Here is a 20489-nt window from a genome sequence, read left to right on the forward strand (position 1 = left end):
GGAACCGCCATGACTCACGACAACAAACTGCAGGTCGAAGCGATCAAATGCGGCACGGTGATCGACCACATTCCGGCGCAGATCGGTTTCAAACTGCTGACGCTGTTCAAGCTGACCGCCACCGACCAGCGCATCACCATCGGCCTGAACCTGCCCTCCAACGAGCTGGGCCGCAAGGATCTGATCAAGATCGAGAACACCTTCCTGACCGAGCAGCAGGCCAACCAGCTGGCGATGTACGCGCCGAAGGCCACGGTAAACCGCATCGACAACTATGAAGTGGTACGCAAGCTGACCCTCAGCCTGCCGGACCACATCGACGGCGTGCTGACCTGCCCGAACGGCAACTGCATCAGCCGCAGCGAGCCGGTGGCGTCGAGCTTCAGCGTCAAATCGCGCGGCGGCGAAGTGCACCTGAAATGCCGCTACTGCGAAAAAGAGTTCGAGCATCAGGTGGTGCTGCAGGCGGACTAAGCCCGGCATGGGCGCCGGGAGATGGCGCTGTCATTCTCCCGGTGACGCCCTATAATGGGTCCTCTGAAAATTACTCTACCCACGTTGCTACCCACCGAATTTTACGCTGCGGCCGACCGCGCGGCGGCGTGAAAGACAACGGGTCTATCAGGAGAAAACATGTCACGTAATATCAGCACTGAACTCGCCCCGGCAGCCATTGGTCCTTACGTGCAGGGCGTTGATCTGGGCAGCATGATCATCACTTCCGGCCAGATCCCGGTCGATCCGAAAACCGGCGCCGTCGCCGACGACGTCGCCGCACAAGCGCGCCAGTCGCTGGAAAACGTTAAAGCGATCGTCGAAGCCGCCGGCCTGATCGTTGCCGACATCGTGAAAACCACCGTATTCGTGAAAGACCTGAACGACTTCGCCACCGTCAACGCCGCGTACGAAGCCTTCTTCACCGAGCACAGCGCGCCGTTCCCGGCCCGCTCCTGCGTGGAAGTGGCGCGTCTGCCGAAAGACGTGAAGATCGAAATCGAAGCCATCGCCGTGCGTCGTTAATCGACACGCATGCGAATCACGGCCAGTGCAGACTGGCCGTTTTTACATTACTTGAATGCAGGGCGCCGACGGACACAGCCCAGAGTTTCAGCAGCCGGAGAGGATAAAGCGTTAACCTGTTTAACCGACTGTTTTAAAACGGCGATAACCTCTTCTCGCGAAGCCGTAATCGGTTTGCCGCGAGGCGTTATGCGGTCAATCTGTTCAGATGTATAGGTGTTCACTGCATCTACACCTTCCATGCCGAATTTATACACCTTCAGCTCATAAGAGGCAGGTTTTGTTACCTGACGTTTTGTTGACTTTATCACCATGCGAACCTCCTGTGACCCTACCGGCATTTCGCCATTATTGCGCAAATTTCACCCACCTTCAATTATGAGGCCGGCGGCGAAAAACCTTCCTGGAACCACAGGAAAAGCGCCTCAGCGTCTCGATAAAGTATCTGTTTGAGCCCCCCGGTGAGGTCGACAAAATGATGATGATTTATATAATAATCAGCCAACTCCGTATTAATCGGCGATATTAAGCGCAAACCTGCGCATGCCGTATCCACCATAAAGAGCACGGCGACATAGAGTGCAAAACGTAGCGTATTTCCATCAAGGCTCGAGTCTCTAATACGAAAATTCTGCAGCATCTCAATATTTAACATCGCCAGATGCTCGCCTGCAGCCGGACAAAACCGGCAGAGACAGGCGCCTGCCGGCCGGTCATCGATGCCCTGTATCTTAAAGCTAAACATAAAGCCGTCAGGATCGCCCAACGCGGCGCCATTCAACGCCCAGGGAATACGGCGCTCTTCGGGTTGTTGGCGAGCCAACGCAACGCACCACTCAAAATCTTCAGCATTCATCATTTGCACCCGGACGCCATACCCGGCCTCAGCAAAGAGGTCATTGGCTGCAGCCAGTGCGCCTTCTCCAATCAATCGGACATTAAAAACATGCGGCATTATCAATCCCTTGAATGCGTAAACCGTATTGAATGAACAAATCGGGCTGGATTTTACAACCAGCCCGTCGTTTCTGCTCTTTCAACCACATCGCAATGTCGAGATATGGAATACGCCCCGCAGTTTCTTCGCCACCTCTCCTTACGGCGCCATTTGCATCCCCCGCAGCAGCGCCTCCAGCGGGTATACCGCGGCAATCACCACTTCGTCACGCGTCTGCGCCGCCGCATCCAGCCGGCGCTGCGCTTGTTCTGCCTCGGTTCGGCTCAGCGGTTTGTCCTGCTGATACCGCTCCAGCAGCGTTAACCCCAATGCGGCCAGGGCATCGACGTCCTGCGCCACCGGCGCCAGCTCCCGCAGCGTGCGGTTGCCCGCGATCGCCGTCTGCAACGCCGCGCCGTTCGCCTGCCAGCGCTGCAACCGTTCGCGCAGCGCCTGCGCCGCCGCCTTATCGCGCTTATCCTTCAGCAAAGCCGCAACCTGGGCATGCATGTCACGCACCGCGCCGCTCTCCGGCGGCAGCGCATCGGCAAAGCGGTTCAGCGGTTCGAACTGATGATAGTTGCCGGCCTGGAACTTCAGGTGCTGCCGGGTGTAATACTGCGCCGGTTCCACCGCCTCGGCCAGGATCTGCAGCGGCGCGATCTGCACGCTGTTGCTCAGCCGGGTGAATTCGCGCGCCGTTTCCGCATGCTGCTGCAGGCCGACCGACACCACCGACCAGGCGTCGATCGCCGCCAGCCGCCGGTACATGTTGCTTTCGTCGGTAACGTCCTGCGCCGACCACAGCCGCTCCGCCACCGCGAAGGCGCGCGGCCACAGCTTGAGATCGATCAGCGGCGCGCGCACGTTTTCCGCCCACAGCGCCGCTTCACCGCCGAGAATATTGGCCTGCCCTTTCTCGTCCGGCACCACCGGCATCTTGCCCGCCGGCGCCGCCGCCAGCTTGTCGCCGCTGGTGGGGTAACGCACGTTGCCGACCAGCGTATAGCCGCTGAGCTTGTCCTGTTGCAGCGTGACCACCGGCCGCGTGTCGCCCATCCAGGTATCGACGCGGAACGTCACCTGCTGCGGCGTGCGCCAGACGATGTCGTGCACCGCGCGGCGCGACTTGCCGTTGAAATCGATAAAGCCGCGCCAGCCCTGCTTGCCCTCGATCAGCGTGAAGCTGCCCTCCACCGCGCTACCCTTCAGACGCGGCATGCTGAAACGCCAGCTTTGCGCCTGCTCGCCGGGTTGCACCGCCGTCTCAACCCCCAGCGGCTGCGGCAGAATTTCATTGCGGTAGTGATAGGCGGTGCTTTGCGGCTGATCGAGGTAGAAACCGGTGGAGAGGATGCCCTGATAGCCGTCCTGCGCGCTGGCGCCCAGCGAGTCTTGCCCCTGCCAGGATTGAATGACGATCGAGCGCGGCAGCGACGGATGGTAGATCTCGTCCCAACCGACCATCTGCCGCTGATGCTTCTCGAGGATCTTTTCCAGCTTCTGGTTGAAGTAGGCCTGCAGCGCATGGGTATCCGCCAGCCCGTTCTGCTGCATAAACGCCTGAATCGACGGCGACGCCCGCCACTGGCTGGCGTCCACTTCGTCGCCGCCGATGTGCAGATAAGGATCGGGGAAGATCGCCGCCAGCTCGCCGACGATCGCATCGACAAACTGATACACCTCGTCGCGGGTTGGATCGAGCGTCGGCTTATGCACGCCCCACTCGCGCTCCATGCGATACGGCCCCGGCGCACTCATCAGATCGGGATAGGCCACCGCGATGCTGGAGGCGTGCCCCGGCATGTCGATCTCCGGCACCACGCGAATGCCGCGCGCCGTGGCGTAAGCCACCACCTGCCGCATTTGCTCACGGGTGTAAAACAGGCCGTCGCTGGCCTGCTGTTGCAGTTTGGGGTAATGCTCGGAGGCAAAGCGCCAGCCCTGATCGTCGGTCAGGTGCCAGTGGAATACGTTGAGCTTGGCCGCCGCCATGCCGTCGAGCTGGCGCAAAATGTCCGGCAGCGGCAGAAAATGGCGCGCCGAATCCAGCAGCACACCGCGCCACGGAAAACGCGGCACGTCGCGGATATCCACCAGCGGCAGGAAGGTGTTTTGCCCGTCGGTCTGCAGCAGCTGCAGCAGGGTTTCCATGCCGCGCAGCGCGCCGAAGCGGGTGTTGGCGGTCAGCGTGGCACCCTGCGGCGTGACCGCCAGCCGGTAACTCTCGTCGCTGCCCGGCAGCGGCTGCGCCGCCACCCGGTCCTTGATCACCACCTTGATCGCCGCGCCGTTTGCTTCTTCCCTCAGCGCCAGCGTCCAGCCGGTCTGCAACTCGATGCGCTGGCGCCAGCGCGGCAGCGCGTCGCCCAAGTCGTCACCCTGCAGCGTCAGGGACAAGCGGTGATCCAGCACCAGCTTGCCCGCCGGTTGCGTCACTTCCACCTGCTGCGGCCAGGGCATCAGCGGCAAATCACCCGCCGGCTGCGCCAGTGCGCCGCAAGAAAACCATAACGATGAAGCCAGTAGCGTATAACGGAAAGGTCTGTGCATCGGAAATTCCTCAGAGGAAAAAAATCAATAAAAACAGCCAACGCTGTAGATAAAGACTCAGCACAGAACAGATGTCCAACCGTTGCGGTGAAAAAGCGGACGGGATCACAGTTGCCCCCTCCCGGCCGGAGGGGGCGAGCGGGTTATTGCCAGCCGTAGCGGCGCACGAACCAGCCTTTCACACACTGGGTCAGCACCATGTAACCGGCGAGGATCAGCACCAGCCACGGGAAGTAACCGAGCGGCAGCGCCTGCAGCTGCAGGAAGCCGGCCAGCGGCGAGAATACCAGGCCGATGCCGGTGGCGATCACCGCCAGCGTCATGATGCACAGCGGCCAGGACGGGCGGCTCTGGATAAACGGAATTTTGCGCGTGCGGATCATGTGCACGATCAGCGTTTGCGACAGCAGCCCTTCCACGAACCAGCCGGACTGGAACAGCGTCTGCATTTCCGGCGTGTTGGCCTTGAATACCCACCACATCAGGCTGAAGGTCAGCACGTCGAAGATCGAACTGATCGGCCCAAAGAACACCATAAACCGCCCCAAATCAGCGGAGTTCCAGCGCTGCGGCTGGGTGATCTGATCGTCGTCGACGTTATCGAACGGGATGGCGATCTGCGAGATGTCATACATCAGGTTCTGAATCAACAGATGCAGCGGCAGCATCGGCAGGAACGGCAGGAAGGCGCTGGCGATCAGCACGCTGAACACGTTGCCGAAGTTGGAGCTGGCGGTCATCTTGATGTATTTCAGCATGTTGGCGAAGGTGCGGCGCCCTTCGATCACCCCCTGCTCCAGCACCATCAGGCTTTTTTCCAGCAGGATGATGTCCGCCGCTTCCTTGGCGATATCCACCGCCGAATCGACGGAGATGCCGATATCTGCCGCGCGCAGCGCCGGCGCGTCGTTGATGCCGTCGCCCATAAAGCCCACCACGTGCCCCTGGCGGCGCAGCAGTTTGACGATGCGCTCCTTGTGCAGCGGCGTCAGCTTGGCGAACACCGTGGTGCGCGCCGCCGCCTGCGCCAGCTGCTCGTCGTCCATCTGCTCGATCTCGCCGCCGCGCAGCAGATGATCGGCCTCGAGCCCGACGTCACGGCACACTTTGGCGGCCACCAGTTCGTTGTCGCCGGTGAGGATCTTCACCGTGACGCCGTTCTGTTTCAGCGCCGCCAGCGCCGGCGCGGTGCTTTCCTTCGGCGGATCGAGGAAGGCGACGTAGCCTTCGAGGATCAGATCCGACTCGTCCGCCACGCCGTATTCATGGGTTTGCGCCGGCAGGATCTTGTTGGCCACCGCCACCACCCGCAGCCCCTGCTGGTTGAGATCGTCGGTGATGCGGCGGATCCTCGCCAGCAGCGCCTCGCTCAGCGGGATCACCTCGTCTTCGTGGCGCACGTGGCTGCAAATCGCCAGCATCTCTTCCAGCGCGCCCTTGCACACCAGCTCGTGATACTCGTTGTCTTTGGCCACCACCACCGACATGCGGCGGCGCACGAAATCGAACGGGATCTCATCCACCTTGCGGTAGTTTTGCAGCGCCTGCGGCTGCTGATTTTGCTCCGCGCAGCTCAGCACCGCCACGTCGAGCAGGTTTTTCAGCCCGGTCTGGTAGAAGCTGTTCAACCAGGCGTAGCGCAGCACCCGCTCGCTGCTGGCACCGAACACATCGGTGTGGCGCTCCAGTACGATCTTGTCCTGGGTCAGGGTGCCGGTCTTGTCGGTGCACAGAATGTCCATCGCGCCGAAGTTCTGGATGGCGTCCAGGCGTTTGACGATCACCTTCTGGCGCGACAGCTTCACCGCCCCTTTGGCCAGCGTCGACGTGACGATCATCGGCAGCATTTCCGGCGTCAGCCCGACCGCCACCGACAGCGCGAACAGCGCCGCCTCCCACCAGTCGCCCTTGGTGTAGCCGTTGATCAGCAGCACGATCGGCGTCATCACCAGCATAAAGCGGATCAGCAGCCAGCTGACCTTGCTGATACCGCTCTGGAAGGCGTTCGGCTGCTCATCCTGGCTGGTGACGCGCTGCGCCAACTGGCCGAAATAGGTGCCGCCGCCGGTGCCAATCACCATCGCCAGCGCGGTGCCGCTGACTACGTTGGTGCCCATGAAGCACAGGTTCTGGCAGTCGAGCGGATCGGCCGCCAACGCCTGCGGCGCCGCGGATTTTTCCACCGGCAGCGATTCACCGGTCAGCGCCGCCTGGCTGATGAACAGATCCTTGGCCGACAGCACGCGCAGATCCGCCGGGATCATGTCGCCGGCCGCCAGCTTGATGATGTCGCCCGGCACCAGCTGCGCGATCGGCAGCTCCACATGCTCACTCTTGCCGGTGAGCGCATCGCTGCGGATCACCGTGGCGGTGTTGCTCACCATCGCCTTCAGCGCGTCGGCCGCCCGGTTGGAGCGCGCCTCCTGGATGAAGTTCAGCAGCGTGGAGATCAGCACCATCAGCGCGATCACCAACGCGCCGGTGAGATCCTCGGTAGCGTAAGAGATCATGCCGAGCGCGGTCAGCAGCAGGTTGAACGGGTTGCGGTAGCAGTGCCAGAGGTGTTGCCACCAGGCCTCTTTCTGTTGATCGTCGATGACGTTCTCGCCGCAGCGCTGGCGCACCTGTTCCGCCTCATGGGCGGTGATGCCTTCCGGGTGGCTGTGGAAACGCTCAAACAGCTGCATCGTTTCTGCGGCGGCGCATTCCAGCCGCTGCTGCGCCAGGCCGGCCGGCATGTCGCGCGCAGCGCCGCCGACGCTGTCCAGCAGGCTGTCGCGGCGCACCAAACGGCGCGGGAGGCCGCGGGCGAACAGGCCCAGCAGCTGACGGGGGAGTTTTTTCAGTTTCATGGTTCGCACCTCGTCGCCCGGTGCCTCACGGCAGCGGGTAAACGGGGATCGTCATCGGCCGGGCGGATGGCGGGTGCGCCAAAAAGCCTCTGCCAACGCAGATCCTTATTCTTTTTTTCAGCAGCAGGAGCGAACGACGAAGCGCGCGCTACCGGTTACCGTGATGTACTTCACCGGTAAAACAGCAGCGCCAGGCGGAGAGGTTTTACCGGAGAACCGAGTGAGTGTCTAAAGCAGTCGGGTCGGGGTCCATATGGGGAATAACCTCCGGTAAAGGGAAAAACAGAGCGGCAGGAGCGGCCGTTCATCGCAATGTCACAATCCCGTTTTGCATCAAGATCCGCGTCGGAAAATGAGCTATGCTGACGGGCATTGTTTTACAGGCCGTTATGTTACGCCTGTCCACTTCAACGAAAAGTAAACCATGCAAAACCGGCTGACCATCAAGGACATCGCACGCCTGAGCGGCGTAGGTAAATCCACCGTCTCACGCGTGTTGAACAATGAAGGCAGCGTGAGCCCGCAAACCCGTGAACGGGTGGAAGCGGTGATCCGTCAGCAAGGGTTTACCCCCTCCAAGTCGGCACGCGCCATGCGCGGCCAGAGCGACAAAGTGGTGGGCATTATCGTTTCCCGTCTCGATTCGCCGTCGGAAAACCAGGCGGTGCGCACCATGCTGCCGTTGCTGTACCAGCAGGGCTTCGATCCGATCGTGATGGAGAGCCAGTTCGAAACTCGCCTGGTGCAGGAGCATCTGCACGTGCTGCATCAGCGCAACGTCGACGGCGTGATCCTGTTTGGCTTCACCGGCCTGACCGCGGCGATGCTCAAGCCGTGGCAGGAAAAAATGGTGGTGATGGTGCGCGAATACGACGGCTTCTCGTCCGTCTGCTACGACGACGCCGGCGCGGTGAACCTGCTGATGGATCGCCTGTATCGGCAAGGGCATCGGCATATCGGCTATCTGGGGGTGCAGCTCAGCGACGCCACCACCGGCCAGCGCCGCTACCAGGCCTATCTCGACGCCTGTGAACGCCTCACGCTCACGCCGCGCGCCACGCTGGGCGAGCTGAGCTACCAGAGCGGTTTCCAGCACGCCGCCGAAGTGATTGACGCGCACACCAGCGCGCTGGTTTGCGCCTCCGACAGCATCGCCCTGGGGGCGATCAAATACCTGCAACAGCAGCCGACGCGCGCCATCCAGGTATGCGCCATCGGTAACACCCCGCTGCTCAGCTTCCTGTTCCCCGACACCCTGTCGGTGGAGTTCGGCTACGGCAGCGCCGGCCTGCTGGCGGCGCAGCAGCTGTTGGCACAGCTCAGTGGCGAACAGGGGATCCGCCGCCTGGTGGTGCCCAGCAAACTTTCCTGACGACCTGATTAGAAGTTGACCATTTTTTGTCATTTTGTGATCCTCGCCCCAATCCGGGAACGTTCCCATTTCATTCAAAAAGCCGAGTGGCTAAGCTTTGATCATTACTCAGTCAACACCTCTGCAGGTATCCCATAATGAGCAAAGTAAAACAGCAGGATATTGATCGCCTGATTGTTTTGGTCGGCGGCCGCGAGAACATCGCCACCGTCAGCCATTGCATTACCCGGCTGCGTTTCGTCCTCAACGATCCCAACAAGGCGAAACCGAAAGAGATCGAAGCGCTACCGATGGTCAAGGGTTGCTTCACCAACGCCGGGCAGTTCCAGGTGGTGATCGGCACCGACGTCGGCGACTACTATCAGGCGCTGATCGCCAGCACCGGCGTCAACGAGGCCGACAAGGAGCAGGCCAAGGTGGCCGCGCGCCAGAACATGACCTGGACTGAGCGCACCATCTCCCACTTCGCCGAGATCTTCTTCCCACTGCTGCCGGCGCTGATCAGCGGCGGTCTGATCCTCGGCTTCCGCAACGTGATCGGCGACATCCCGATGTCCGACGGCCAAACGCTGGCGCAGATGCACCCGGCGTGGAAAACCGTTTACGACTTCCTGTGGCTGCTCGGTGAAGCGATCTTCATGTTCCTGCCGGTGGCCATCTGCTGGTCGACGGTGAAAAAGATGGGCGGCACGCCGGTGCTCGGCATCGTGCTGGGCGTCACCCTGGTGTCTCCGCAGCTGATGAACTCCTACCTGCTCGGCCAGCAAACGCCGGAAGTGTGGAACTTCGGCTGGTTCGTGATCCAGAAAGTGGGCTATCAGGCGCAGGTGATCCCGTCGATCCTGGCGGGCATGGCGCTGGGCTGGATCGAAACCCGGCTGAAAAAGATCGTTCCCGACTATCTCTATCTGGTGGTGGTGCCGGTGGTCTCGCTGCTGCTGGCGGTGTTCCTGGCACACGCGCTGATCGGGCCATTCGGCCGCATGATCGGCGACGGCGTCGCCTGGGCGGTGAAAGCGGTGATGACCGGCAGCTTCGCGCCGGTGGGCGCCGCGCTGTTCGGCTTCCTGTATGCGCCGCTGGTGATCACCGGCGTGCACCAGACCACGCTGGCTATCGACATGCAGATGATCCAGAGCATGGGCGGCACCCCGGTGTGGCCGCTGATTGCGCTGTCCAACATCGCGCAGGCCTCGGCGGTGCTCGGCATCATCATCATCAGCCGCAAGGCCAACGAGCGTGAAATCTCGGTGCCGGCGGCGATCTCCGCCTACCTCGGCGTGACCGAACCGGCGATGTACGGCATCAACCTCAAATACCGCTTCCCAATGCTGTGCGCGATGATCGGCTCCGCGATCGCCGGCCTTATCTGCGGGCTGGACGGCGTGATGGCCAACGGCATCGGCGTCGGCGGCCTGCCGGGCATTCTGTCTATCAAGCCGCAGTTCTGGCTGATTTACTCGCTGGCGATTCTGGTGGCGATCGTCATCCCGCTGGTGCTGACCATCATGGTCTACAAACGCAAGGCCGCCCGCGGCGAGCTGCCGGTTTGATTGACGCAAGATGAATGTAGGGGCCTGCTCACGCGGGCCCGTTGTCACGATTCAAAGGTATTGAACTATGAGCAACCCAACCCTCTGGTGGCAGAACGGCGTCATCTACCAAATTTATCCAAAGAGTTTTCAGGACAGCACCGGCAACGGCTACGGCGATTTGGCCGGCGTGACGCGGCGACTGGACTATCTGCAGGAGCTGGGCGTCGACGCCATCTGGCTGACGCCGGTCTACGTATCGCCGCAGGTGGACAACGGCTATGACGTGGCGGACTACTGCGCCATCGATCCGGCTTACGGCACGATGGCGGACTTCGAGCAGTTGGTCGCCGCCGCCCACCGGCGCGGCATCCGCATCGTGATGGACATGGTGTTCAACCACACCTCGACCGAGCACCCGTGGTTCAAGGCCGCGCAGGATCGCCACAGCCCGTATCGTCAATTCTACGTCTGGCGCGACGGCGAAGGCGATACGCCGCCGAACAACTGGCGTTCCAAGTTCGGCGGCAACGCCTGGCAGTGGCACGCCGACAGCGGCCAGTACTACCTGCATCTGTTCGCCGCCGAGCAGGCGGATCTCAACTGGGAACACCCGCCGGTGCGCGAAGAGCTGAAGAAAGTGTGTCAGTTCTGGGCGGATAAAGGCGTCGACGGCCTGCGCCTCGACGTGATCAACCTGGTGTCCAAACAGCAGGACTTCCCGTCCGACAGCCAGGGCGACGGCCGCCGCTTCTACACCGACGGCCCGCGCATTCACGAATTCCTGCAGGAGATGAGCCGCGAGGTGTTTCAGCCGCGCGGCCTGATGACGGTGGGCGAGATGTCCTCCACCACGCTCGAGCATTGCCAGCAATACGCGGCGCAGAGCGGCGAAGAGCTGTCGATGACCTTCAACTTCCACCACCTGAAGGTGGACTACGCCGGCGGCGAAAAATGGACGCGGGCGACGCCGGATTACGTGGAACTGAAGCAGATCTTCCGCCACTGGCAGCAAGGAATGCATAACCGCGCCTGGAACGCGCTGTTCTGGTGCAACCACGATCAGCCGCGCATTGTGTCGCGCTTCGGCGATGAAGGCGCACTGCGGGTACCGGCTGCCAAAATGCTGGCGATGGTGCTGCACGGCATGCAGGGCACGCCTTATATCTACCAGGGTGAAGAGATCGGCATGACCAACCCCGGCTTCCGCGCCATCGAGCAGTATCGCGACGTGGAAAGCCTGAACATGTACGCCGAACTGAGCGCCCAGGGCCGCAGCGATGCCGAACTGCTGGCGATCCTGGCGGACAAATCGCGCGACAACGGCCGCACGCCGATGCAGTGGAGCGCCGCGCCGCACGCCGGTTTCACCACCGGCACGCCATGGATCGGCTGCGCCGAGAACTACCCGCAGATCAACGCCGACGCGGCGCTGGCCGATCTCGACTCGGTGTTTTATGCCTACCGCCAGCTGATCACCCTGCGCAAGCAGTATCCGCTGCTGACCCACGGTGACTATCAGGATCTGGCGCCGGAACACCCGGCGCTGTGGTGCTATCAGCGCAGCTGGAACGGCCAGCGTCTGCTGGTGACGGCCAACCTGAGCCGCGAACCGCTGGCCTGGGCGGCGGAGGGCGTGGAAGCCTCCGCGCAGTGGCGCCCGCTGATGAGCAACTACGCCGATTCGGCAGACCAGCCGCAGGCGCTGACGCTGCGGCCGTTCGAAGCGGTGTGGTGGCTGCTCGAAGACTAACCCCGCAGGGCGCGGCGAGCGCTGCGCCCTACAATGTCCCCATCAGCGCCACCACCCCGGCGGCCTCTTGCGCCAGGCGTTCATCGCTCATGTCGAACACGCCCTGCACCAGATGCGGCGGCAGATAATCCATGCCGGTCAGGTTGGCCATGGCGTGGAACGGCAGCAGCAGATCCTGCACCGGATAACGGTTGTACCCTTCCGCCGTATAAGCCTGCGCGTTACCGCCGGTGCTCACCACCAGCTGCAGCGGCTTGCCGTGCAGTTGGGTGCCTTCGCTGCCGTAGGCGAAACCGTAGGTTAATACCGCATCCTGCCATTCGCTGAGGATCGCCGGCGAGCTATACCAGTAAAACGGGAACAGCATCACTACCGCATCATGGCTCTGCAGCAACTCCTGTTCGCGCGCCACGTCGATGCGGTAATCCGGGTACGCGCGGATCAGCTCATGTACGGTCACGTTAGGCAGTGTGCGTACGGCCTCGATCAGCGCCTGGTTAATGCGTGACTCGTCAGGGGTGCGGTGAGCGGTTAACACTAAAATGCGTGACATAACGATTCCTCGGTCATAAGAAGATGGGGGCATTTTTCCATTTCCGCCGCTTCGGGTGTAGGCTGTTAGAGGTCACTTCAATTTCAACCGAAAGTATCAACCACTATGTCACTACCCTTTGACGTGCATCGCCTGTTGCCGGCCTTCCTCGCCGCCGCGCAGGCGCAAAATTTCTCCGCCGCCGGCCGCCAGCTGGGCGTGACGCCGGCGGCGGTCAGCAAAAACATCCGCGCGCTGGAAGAGAAGCTGGCGCTGCGACTGTTTCAGCGCAACACCCACAACGTGCTGCTGACCGACGAGGGCAAAGCGCTGCTGGCGCAGGTGGCGCCGCTGTGGCAGGCATTGGCGGCGACGCTGGAAAGCGCCGGCGGCGAACGGCAGACGCCTGCCGGGGTGGTGCGCGTCACGATGATCCCCGGCTTCGGCCGCCAGATGCTGATGCCGTTGATCCCGCAATTTCTGGCGCGCTACCCGCAGATCGATCTCGATCTGTCGCTTGATGCGCGGGTAGTGAATCTGGTGGGCGAAGGTTTCGACGTCGGCATCGGCAGCCGGGTCGATCCCGACAGCCGGCTGGTGGCCCGCCCGCTCTACCCGATGCACATGGTGCTGGCGGCATCGCCGGACTATCTGGCGCGGCGCGGTGAACCGCAAACGCCGCACGATCTGCTGCGGCACGACTGCCTGCTGCACCGCAACCCGGCCAACGGCCGCCACGTCAAATGGCAGCTGCGCCATCAGGGCGAAACGCTGGCGCTGGATCTGAACGGCCGGCTGGTGGTCAGCCGCCCGGAGATGTTGCTGGATGCGGCGCTGGCCGGGCTGGGCATCGTCAACCTGGCGCACTGGTACGTCGAGAAACACTTCGTGCAGGGCACGCTGCGGCCGGTGCTGGCGGAATGCTGGCCGCGCCCGGTGCAGCTGTGGCTCTATTACGCTTCGGCGGATCTGCCGCCGCGGGTGCGCGTCTGGGTCGATTTTCTGCTGGAACATTTCCGCGATCGGCCAACCGGCGATTGACGTCTGTTCAGCTTGCACACGCTCTTCCGTTTTCCTTGTTCTACATCAAAAGAATCGCGCCAATATCTATATATAGTGCATTAAGAATTGCGAACACCTATATATAGTAGTTATCCACAAAATCATCCACACGCCGCCACAGCCCTTGCGCGCTGCGGCTTTGCCCTGTGGATAAGCGAAATTTGACGGTTGCTCGCCATGCCAGGCGGGTATGAACGCTCCCTCGGGGAACAAGGAGTACAACGTGAAACCAGTAGTGATTAAGCGGGACGGTTGCCAGGTACCTTTTGACGAAGCGCGCATCGCGCAGGCCATCGAGCGCGCCGCGCTGGCGGTGGGCGTGGTCGACGCCGACTACTGCGCTACCGTCGCCCGCGTGGTCGCTCAGCGCATGGAGCTGCAGCCGCGCGTCGATATCCACGAGATCCAGCAGGCGGTGGAAAACCAGCTGATGGCCGGCGAGTACAAACAGCTGGCGCGCGCCTATATCGAATACCGCCACGATCGCGACGTGGCGCGCGAGCTGCGCGGCCGCCTGAACCAGGAAATTCGCGGCCTGGTCGAGCAGAGCAACCGCGCGCTGCTGAACGAGAACGCCAACAAGGACAGCAAGGTGATCCCCACCCAGCGCGACCTGTTGGCGGGCATCGTCGCCAAACACTACGCCAAGCAGCACATCCTGCCGCGCGACGTGGTGCTGGCCCATGAACGCGGCGAAATTCACTACCACGATCTCGACTACTCGCCGTTCTTCCCGATGTTCAACTGCATGCTGATCGATCTGAAAGGCATGCTGACCAACGGCTTCAAGATGGGCAACGCCGAGATTGAGCCGCCGAAGTCGATCTCCACCGCCACCGCCGTGACCGCGCAGATCATCGCCCAGGTCGCCAGCCATATTTATGGCGGCACCACCATCAACCGCATCGATGAAATTCTGGCGCCGTTCGTCGACGAGAGCTTCCGCAAACACCTGCAGGTGGCGGAAGCGTGGCAGATCCCGGATGCCAAAGGCTATGCCATGGCGCGCACCGAGAAAGAGTGTTACGACGCCTTCCAGTCGCTGGAGTACGAGGTCAACACCCTGCACACCGCCAACGGCCAGACGCCGTTCGTCACCTTCGGCTTCGGCCTTGGCACCAGTTGGGAGTCGCGCCTGATCCAGCGCTCGATATTGAAAAACCGCATCGCCGGGCTGGGCAAGAACCGCAAGACCGCCGTGTTCCCCAAGCTGGTGTTCGCCATCCGCGACGGCCTCAACCACCAGTACGGTGACCCGAACTACGACATCAAGCAGCTGGCGCTGGAGTGCGCCAGCAAGCGCATGTACCCGGACATCCTCAACTACGATCAGGTGGTGAAGGTCACCGGCTCGTTCAAAACGCCGATGGGCTGCCGCAGCTTCCTCGGCACCTACGAGCAGGACGGCGAACTGGTGCACGACGGCCGCAACAACATCGGCGTCATCAGCCTCAACCTGCCGCGCATCGCGCTGGAGGCGATGGGCGATGAGTCGCGCTTCTGGGCGCTGCTGGAACAGCGCCTGCAGCTGGCGAAAAAGGCCCTGATGACGCGCATCGCCCGGCTGGAAGGCATCAAGGCGCGGGTGGCACCAATCTTGTACATGGAAGGCGCCTGCGGCGTGCGGCTCAAGGCCGACGACAATATCGCCGATATCTTCAAGAATGGCCGCGCCTCAATCTCGCTGGGCTACATCGGCCTGCACGAGACCATCAACGCGCTGTTCGGCGGCGAAAACCACGTGTATGACGACGAGGCGCTGCGCGCCAAAGCGGTGGCGATCGTCACGCGGCTGCGCGCCGCCGTCGACGCCTGGAAAGACGAGACCGGCTACGGCTTCAGCCTCTACAGCACGCCGAGCGAGAACCTGTGCGATCGCTTCTGCCGACTGGACACCGCCGATTTCGGCGTGGTGCCGGGCGTCACCGACAAGGGCTATTACACCAACAGCTTCCACCTCGACGTGGAGAAGAAGGTCAATCCGTACGACAAGCTGGACTTCGAAGCGCCCTACCCGCCGTTGGCCAGCGGCGGCTTCATCTGCTACGGCGAATATCCGAACCTGCAGCACAACCTGAAGGCGCTGGAAGACGTGTGGGACTACAGCTACAGCCGGGTGCCTTACTACGGCACCAACACGCCGATCGACGAGTGCTACGAATGCGGCTTCACCGGTGAATTCTCTTGCACCAGCAAAGGCTTCACCTGCCCGAAATGCGGCAACCACGACTCGGCCAAGGTCTCGGTCACCCGCCGGGTGTGCGGCTATCTCGGCAGCCCCGATGCCCGGCCGTTCAACGCCGGCAAGCAGGAGGAGGTGAAACGCCGGGTGAAACACCTCGGTAATGGGCAGCTCGGCTGAAAAGCGCCGTGCAGCCTAGGCAGAAGCCTGTTCATCAGGCGTGATTGTCGCAGCCGGTTTGCCTTCGGCCAGCGCGCACCAACCGCAGCGTACACGCAGTACGTGAGGATTGGCAGCACTGCCCGGAGGCAAAATGGCCAGTAAAATAGCCTGATGGGCAGGCCTCACATGAATTATCACCAGTACTATCCAATCGACGTCGTCAACGGCCCCGGCACCCGCTGCACGCTGTTTGTCGCCGGCTGCGTGCACCAGTGCCCCGGCTGCTACAACAAAAGCACCTGGCGGCTCAACTCCGGCCAGCCGTTTACCCCGGCGTTGGAAGACCGCATCATCGCCGATCTGAACGATGCGCGCGTGCCGCGCCAGGGGCTGTCGCTCTCCGGCGGCGATCCGCTGCACCCGGCCAACGTGCCGAGCATCCTGCAGTTGGTGAAACGGGTGCGCGCCGAGTGCTCCGGCAAGGATATCTGGCTGTGGACCGGCTACCGGCTGGCGGAGCTGGACGCGCAGCAAATGCAGGTAGTAGACAGAATCAACGTGCTGATCGACGGCAAGTTCGTGCAGGATTTGAAAGACCCGGCGCTGATTTGGCGCGGCAGTAGCAACCAGGTGGTGCATAGGTTGCGCTGAGCTAGCGGTATACGTGTCTCGACACGTGTTAATCCAAAGTAGGCCTGGCACAGCTGCGGCTACGGCTACGGCTACGGCTACGGCACAGAACTAAACCTGATCTGATAGGCGGCTTTGTGCCAGGAGCGGACATTGGTGATGTTTTTCTATATGATAAAAGTCCGCTTTTTTAGGCTTTATATGAACTTTAATTTTAGAAAAAATCCAAGCTGATTTTGCCTTAAATTAACTTAGGGCTCGATATTTGCAATCAGTAACCATATGCCCTAAATAAATTTAAAGTGCCATATGCAGGGGGTATAATTGTCCTTAGATAGTAGTTTCGATAGATACATTAAACAATTATTTTAAACAATATTAAAAGTTGAAGGGCTATCGGCTGATAACTAGCTGTAAGTTAGTCGTAGCTGATTCTCCAAAAACGCTAGGATTAACAAATTAGATTGATAACTTGTTTTTTAGGTTGACAGAGAATGTTTTTTCTAATTTATTTTTTGAAAACGTAATGCTATCCAGTTCAGTATATAAATCACAGTATATCCTAAACCGTTTATAGGAAGAGTATTCTTCAATATGCTCTAGAAAAAGCTGGATTATACTTGAAAGTCCTGCTTTTTGTGGCGTGACTACAGCCTTTGAAATATCACCTAAAGAAAGCTTTCGTTTGAACAAAGAAGGTTTTTTAAAACTACTCTTAAGCAATTTATCCCATGATTCATTCCACTCGTCAATTATTTCCTTCTTATTCCTAAGTCCCTTGCTGAGAATTATCTCTGAGCTGTATAACGATCCGCTAGATCGTAATTCCTTATAATCCTCTCTAATTTTGGCAATGACCTCGATTGAATGTTCTTGGCTTAATGATTGATCGATGACTAATGATAGAAATGGCGGAATATTTTCTAGGTAATCATTAAACTGTTCACCGACAGCTACTGACACAGTTTTTATCATCGATTGATAATGGACATTCAGTTCGTTAATTTTATTTAAGTGAAAAGGTAGTTCTTTTCTTTGAAATAGATCTATGTCACGAAGTGACAATGGGAGGATCGCACAACACTCTGTAAGTTCAGTAATTTCATTAATTAAAGACAACTGCCACAGCCTTAACAATGAAAATGACATGAAATTTTCACTTACCATTTCATCAAAATCTTCTGGACTGCAATATCCAGTATGTTGAGAAAACCATAAGTAATCATCTTTTTTTAAAGAGTTTATGTCAGGAATATTAAGTGATAAATCTATTGTCAGTCCATTGCACAGATCATCGGAGTTTATGAGATCATTTGATTTAACATATTCAAATATAGATTGGTTGGGATCAAGTTTTTTTAATATACCTTCCTCTTTATATCTTTCTGGAATAATGACAGTGTCAAACATTATGTATGCATCTAAAAAACCAGAAACGCGTGACATGAGCTCTGAAGACCATTCAGCTGTATATCTGCGAGGCGTGACCCAGTACAAAAATGCATCAACTGACCAAAAGGGAAGGGTTGTTTTCATGTCACTCCAAAAATTTTAGAAAGTTATTAGAGATCATACTTGTTATGTTATACCTCTACCCGATTTAATCAGCAACTAAGTAGTTGTTGTTTTTGTGACCATTTTGTTAATTTAATACTCTGGATCTTGGCTATTGATAATCAGAGGCAACTTCCATCCTCGCTCATAGAAGACCTTCATGCCTAGCCACTTAGTGCCAGAAGCGGAAGTAGCTAATAAAATTTGTGTGGATCAGCGGGGAGCAGGTCAATGCCATTTAGGTTCACTATTAGGATAGAATGTCTTTTTCACCCACTCCCAGCGATACTCATCTATAACATAGACCTGCCACCAATTCTGGCTCATCTCATGAGATACTTGGTTTAATTCATCCATTTCTTTTTCTGTAATAGGCAATGTAAGTAAGGGACTTGCATCCTTTATTAAAGGAATAACCACCATATCTGATTCCTCATTAATGACTCGTTCTTGTTGAAAGAGAAGACCAGCTAAGGAAATTGTCCATAGGAACATAAGCACAACTAAAACCAATAAATATTTTGTAATTTGTTTACCAAGGGGAAGCTTCGCCTTGAGACTAACGATAAGCATGATAGTGGCAAAAACCAGTGCGAACTTGAGAAGGTCTTGCGCTTGGTTCCATAGACTTAATCCTTCGTAGTCTGGTTTTATTTTCGATTCCAATTCAGCACTTCTGAGCGCGAGGTAGTATGCCTCGACAACACTTTGTGCCATTGGGTACTTTCGAATTAGCGCGAGTTGCTGAGCTTCTGACATTGCCTTAGTGGCAAGTAAAGCGGGGTTATAAGAAACATATGGAGGAATGTTGCTGACAAGGCTAGTAATCGGCCCGTTTAGAAGAAACATGCCACTAACGAGCATAATAATTGAAATAGTAGGCACTAACTTCGTTAGGCCATATGGTTCAAGGATCGTGCGAGTACTTTCAAGCTTATCTCCGTATTTTTTCATTCCTGATAAAATTTTCTGTAACGAACTGGTGGTACCGGCAGGGTGAAAGAAACGAGCCATAAAATATGCAAGGCCACAAATTACCAAAGGGGGCCAGGAAAATGACCAAATGTCTTGCACCATTTTTATTATGTCACTGAATTGCACAAGCTCTCCTTGGATCTTAGTAGTCGATAATGGTCTGACCTGCTTCTCGTTGTTCCACACAGAATGCAGTTAGCAATACCTGTTGATCACTCTGAGCAGTCCCTCTGTCACAAGCGTATCCGCTCCGTGCCAAAAGCGGCATTATCTAATAGGATATTGCGCGGATCAACGGGACGCAGATCAAATAGCTGTTATTGACGCATGATGCAAATACCCCGCAAGGGCGGGGTTTGAACGAAGCTACAATCTTTTAATCAGATTCACAATCTTGGCTGGTTCAAAGTAATGCGGATTAACTTCATCACTCATGAGGAAACTATCTAATAGACAAAGTGTCCACTATCTTACTCCTGAGTTAAGATTGAGGTTCATAAAGCACAAACTCCGTAGAAGGAGGGTATTAGACTGCAGGTCGGACGCGCTATTCATTATACAGCGTTCATGTGAAAGTGCTTCACCTATGGTGGCAAATTGCTTGCAAATTCGTTTGCCGTTTGCCCTAAATAGGTAACACTCGCTAAGCCACTTTTCTAATGGGTGCTTACGAACGATCATTCTGTTTAGTCTTCATGAGTAAATCCCGAATTTTCGCAACGTTTGAATTTTCGGGGGCTGAATCCATGTATGGATCGCGCTCAAACACTAATTGCTCAGACTCAACGAAAGCCTGCCACTCTACTGGGTCTAGCTCAAATTCCATCGCAGACATATCACTTTCATCTTCTCCCTCGATCCAACGGACTAGATAAAACAATTCATCATCAGGAGAGTCATCAACAATATCAACGTCGGTTACAGTGATGCGAAGGGTGGGATCTATTTTTGATACATAAATCCCTAACTGCGGCATAGAGGGAATATTGTTCATGAAAATGCCTTTCATTGGTGTTTGCTATTTGAATAAAAATACGCCAAACAGAGTCCTTACTGTGAATACGGCAAGAATCGTTGTAAGTATCCCGCTTAGACGCCCCATTCTCTTTTAGAAATCCTCTTGCATAGGGATTATGTTACCTGAAAACGAACTTCCGTTCCTCGCTCAAAGCCGACCAACAGCGCCCCTAGACACTGTAAGTCCAGCTGTGAGCTAGCGCAGCTCAACACCCTCGTCGATAGCGCCCCCGGAGCTTCGCTTTGAATAAAGCCATTCGTTTTCCTGCCTCCGAATGGCTTAGATAAATCGCTGTGCCGGTGCTTAAACGTTCAAAGGCGCCATCTCCTCCCTTGAGACAGCATCGAACCACTCA

The 20489-nt window shown here is 57.9% G+C and carries 16 protein-coding genes; 8 read left to right on the forward strand and 8 right to left on the reverse strand.

Translation table 11 applies throughout. The features are described 5' to 3' along the window. The first annotated feature begins 9 nt into the window (after nucleotides 1–9). The gene (pyrI, locus tag FOT55_RS03825) at nucleotides 10–474 is read left to right on the forward strand and encodes an aspartate carbamoyltransferase regulatory subunit (protein ID WP_004933377.1); all 465 of its coding nucleotides are present in this window, start codon (nucleotides 10–12) and stop codon (nucleotides 472–474) included. A 159-nt stretch (nucleotides 475–633) separates the two neighbouring features. After that, nucleotides 634–1020, forward strand: a complete 387-nt coding sequence (gene ridA, locus FOT55_RS03830) for a 2-iminobutanoate/2-iminopropanoate deaminase (protein WP_004933379.1) — start codon at nucleotides 634–636, stop codon at nucleotides 1018–1020. 47 nt (nucleotides 1021–1067) lie between these two features. Here ridA and FOT55_RS03835 read toward each other — a convergent pair whose 3' ends face one another. The 4 genes from FOT55_RS03835 to mgtA all read right to left on the reverse strand — a co-directional run bounded on the left by FOT55_RS03835 (nucleotide 1068) and on the right by mgtA (nucleotide 7362). Beyond that, nucleotides 1068–1334, reverse strand: coding sequence for a hypothetical protein (locus FOT55_RS03835; protein ID WP_147823135.1), 267 nt, complete (start codon nucleotides 1332–1334; stop codon nucleotides 1068–1070). Between the two features lie 62 nt (nucleotides 1335–1396). Then, nucleotides 1397–1975, reverse strand: a complete 579-nt coding sequence (locus FOT55_RS03840; RefSeq protein WP_147823136.1) for a hypothetical protein — start codon at nucleotides 1973–1975, stop codon at nucleotides 1397–1399. Between the two features lie 141 nt (nucleotides 1976–2116). Further along, the gene (locus FOT55_RS03845; protein WP_147823137.1) at nucleotides 2117–4510 is read right to left on the reverse strand and encodes a beta-N-acetylhexosaminidase; all 2394 of its coding nucleotides are present in this window, start codon (nucleotides 4508–4510) and stop codon (nucleotides 2117–2119) included. Between the two features lie 143 nt (nucleotides 4511–4653). Continuing rightward, the gene (mgtA, locus tag FOT55_RS03850) at nucleotides 4654–7362 is read right to left on the reverse strand and encodes a magnesium-translocating P-type ATPase (RefSeq protein ID WP_147823138.1); all 2709 of its coding nucleotides are present in this window, start codon (nucleotides 7360–7362) and stop codon (nucleotides 4654–4656) included. A gap of 424 nt (nucleotides 7363–7786) precedes the next feature. On the opposite strand from mgtA, the gene treR reads away from it, so the two are divergent. From treR to treC, 3 genes are all read left to right on the forward strand, one after another. Then, nucleotides 7787–8734 carry a trehalose operon repressor TreR gene (gene treR / locus FOT55_RS03855; protein WP_049204473.1) on the forward strand — a complete coding sequence of 316 codons (948 nt, stop codon included), beginning with the start codon at nucleotides 7787–7789 and terminating at the stop codon, nucleotides 8732–8734. A 137-nt stretch (nucleotides 8735–8871) separates the two neighbouring features. Beyond that, on the forward strand, nucleotides 8872–10287 hold the full coding sequence (treB, locus tag FOT55_RS03860; protein ID WP_025305107.1) for a PTS trehalose transporter subunit IIBC: 1416 nt from the start codon (nucleotides 8872–8874) through the stop codon (nucleotides 10285–10287). Between the two features lie 67 nt (nucleotides 10288–10354). Continuing rightward, nucleotides 10355–12019, forward strand: coding sequence for an alpha,alpha-phosphotrehalase (gene treC / locus FOT55_RS03865; protein ID WP_147823139.1), 1665 nt, complete (start codon nucleotides 10355–10357; stop codon nucleotides 12017–12019). Between the two features lie 28 nt (nucleotides 12020–12047). On the opposite strand, the gene FOT55_RS03870 is transcribed toward treC, so the two are convergent. After that, nucleotides 12048–12572, reverse strand: coding sequence for an NAD(P)H-dependent oxidoreductase (locus FOT55_RS03870; protein ID WP_147823140.1), 525 nt, complete (start codon nucleotides 12570–12572; stop codon nucleotides 12048–12050). A gap of 105 nt (nucleotides 12573–12677) precedes the next feature. Here FOT55_RS03870 and FOT55_RS03875 point away from each other — a divergent pair, with 105 nt between their 5' ends. From FOT55_RS03875 to nrdG, 3 genes are all read left to right on the forward strand, one after another. Continuing rightward, a complete protein-coding gene (locus tag FOT55_RS03875) occupies nucleotides 12678–13592 on the forward strand; it encodes a LysR family transcriptional regulator (RefSeq protein ID WP_147823141.1) in 915 nt (304 codons plus the stop codon). Between the two features lie 244 nt (nucleotides 13593–13836). Continuing rightward, nucleotides 13837–15975: an anaerobic ribonucleoside-triphosphate reductase gene (gene nrdD, locus FOT55_RS03880; RefSeq protein ID WP_147823142.1), complete on the forward strand. Its 2139-nt coding sequence runs from the start codon at nucleotides 13837–13839 to the stop codon at nucleotides 15973–15975. Between the two features lie 168 nt (nucleotides 15976–16143). Further along, nucleotides 16144–16608 (forward strand): anaerobic ribonucleoside-triphosphate reductase-activating protein, encoded by a 465-nt coding sequence (gene nrdG, locus FOT55_RS03885; RefSeq protein ID WP_147823143.1) that lies wholly within the window; start codon nucleotides 16144–16146, stop codon nucleotides 16606–16608. A gap of 438 nt (nucleotides 16609–17046) precedes the next feature. On the opposite strand, the gene FOT55_RS03890 is transcribed toward nrdG, so the two are convergent. From FOT55_RS03890 to FOT55_RS03905, 3 genes are all read right to left on the reverse strand, one after another. Continuing rightward, nucleotides 17047–18123 (reverse strand): hypothetical protein, encoded by a 1077-nt coding sequence (locus tag FOT55_RS03890; RefSeq protein ID WP_147823144.1) that lies wholly within the window; start codon nucleotides 18121–18123, stop codon nucleotides 17047–17049. A 246-nt stretch (nucleotides 18124–18369) separates the two neighbouring features. Beyond that, nucleotides 18370–19242, reverse strand: coding sequence for a hypothetical protein (locus FOT55_RS03895; protein ID WP_060434024.1), 873 nt, complete (start codon nucleotides 19240–19242; stop codon nucleotides 18370–18372). Nucleotides 19243–19783: 541 nt separating this feature from the next. Next, complete coding sequence (locus FOT55_RS03905; RefSeq protein ID WP_060434465.1) at nucleotides 19784–20110, reverse strand: hypothetical protein; 327 nt, start codon at nucleotides 20108–20110, stop codon at nucleotides 19784–19786. Nucleotides 20111–20489: the final 379 nt, after the last annotated feature.

The organism is Serratia bockelmannii, assembly GCF_008011855.1.
Taxonomy (GTDB): domain Bacteria; phylum Pseudomonadota; class Gammaproteobacteria; order Enterobacterales; family Enterobacteriaceae; genus Serratia; species Serratia bockelmannii.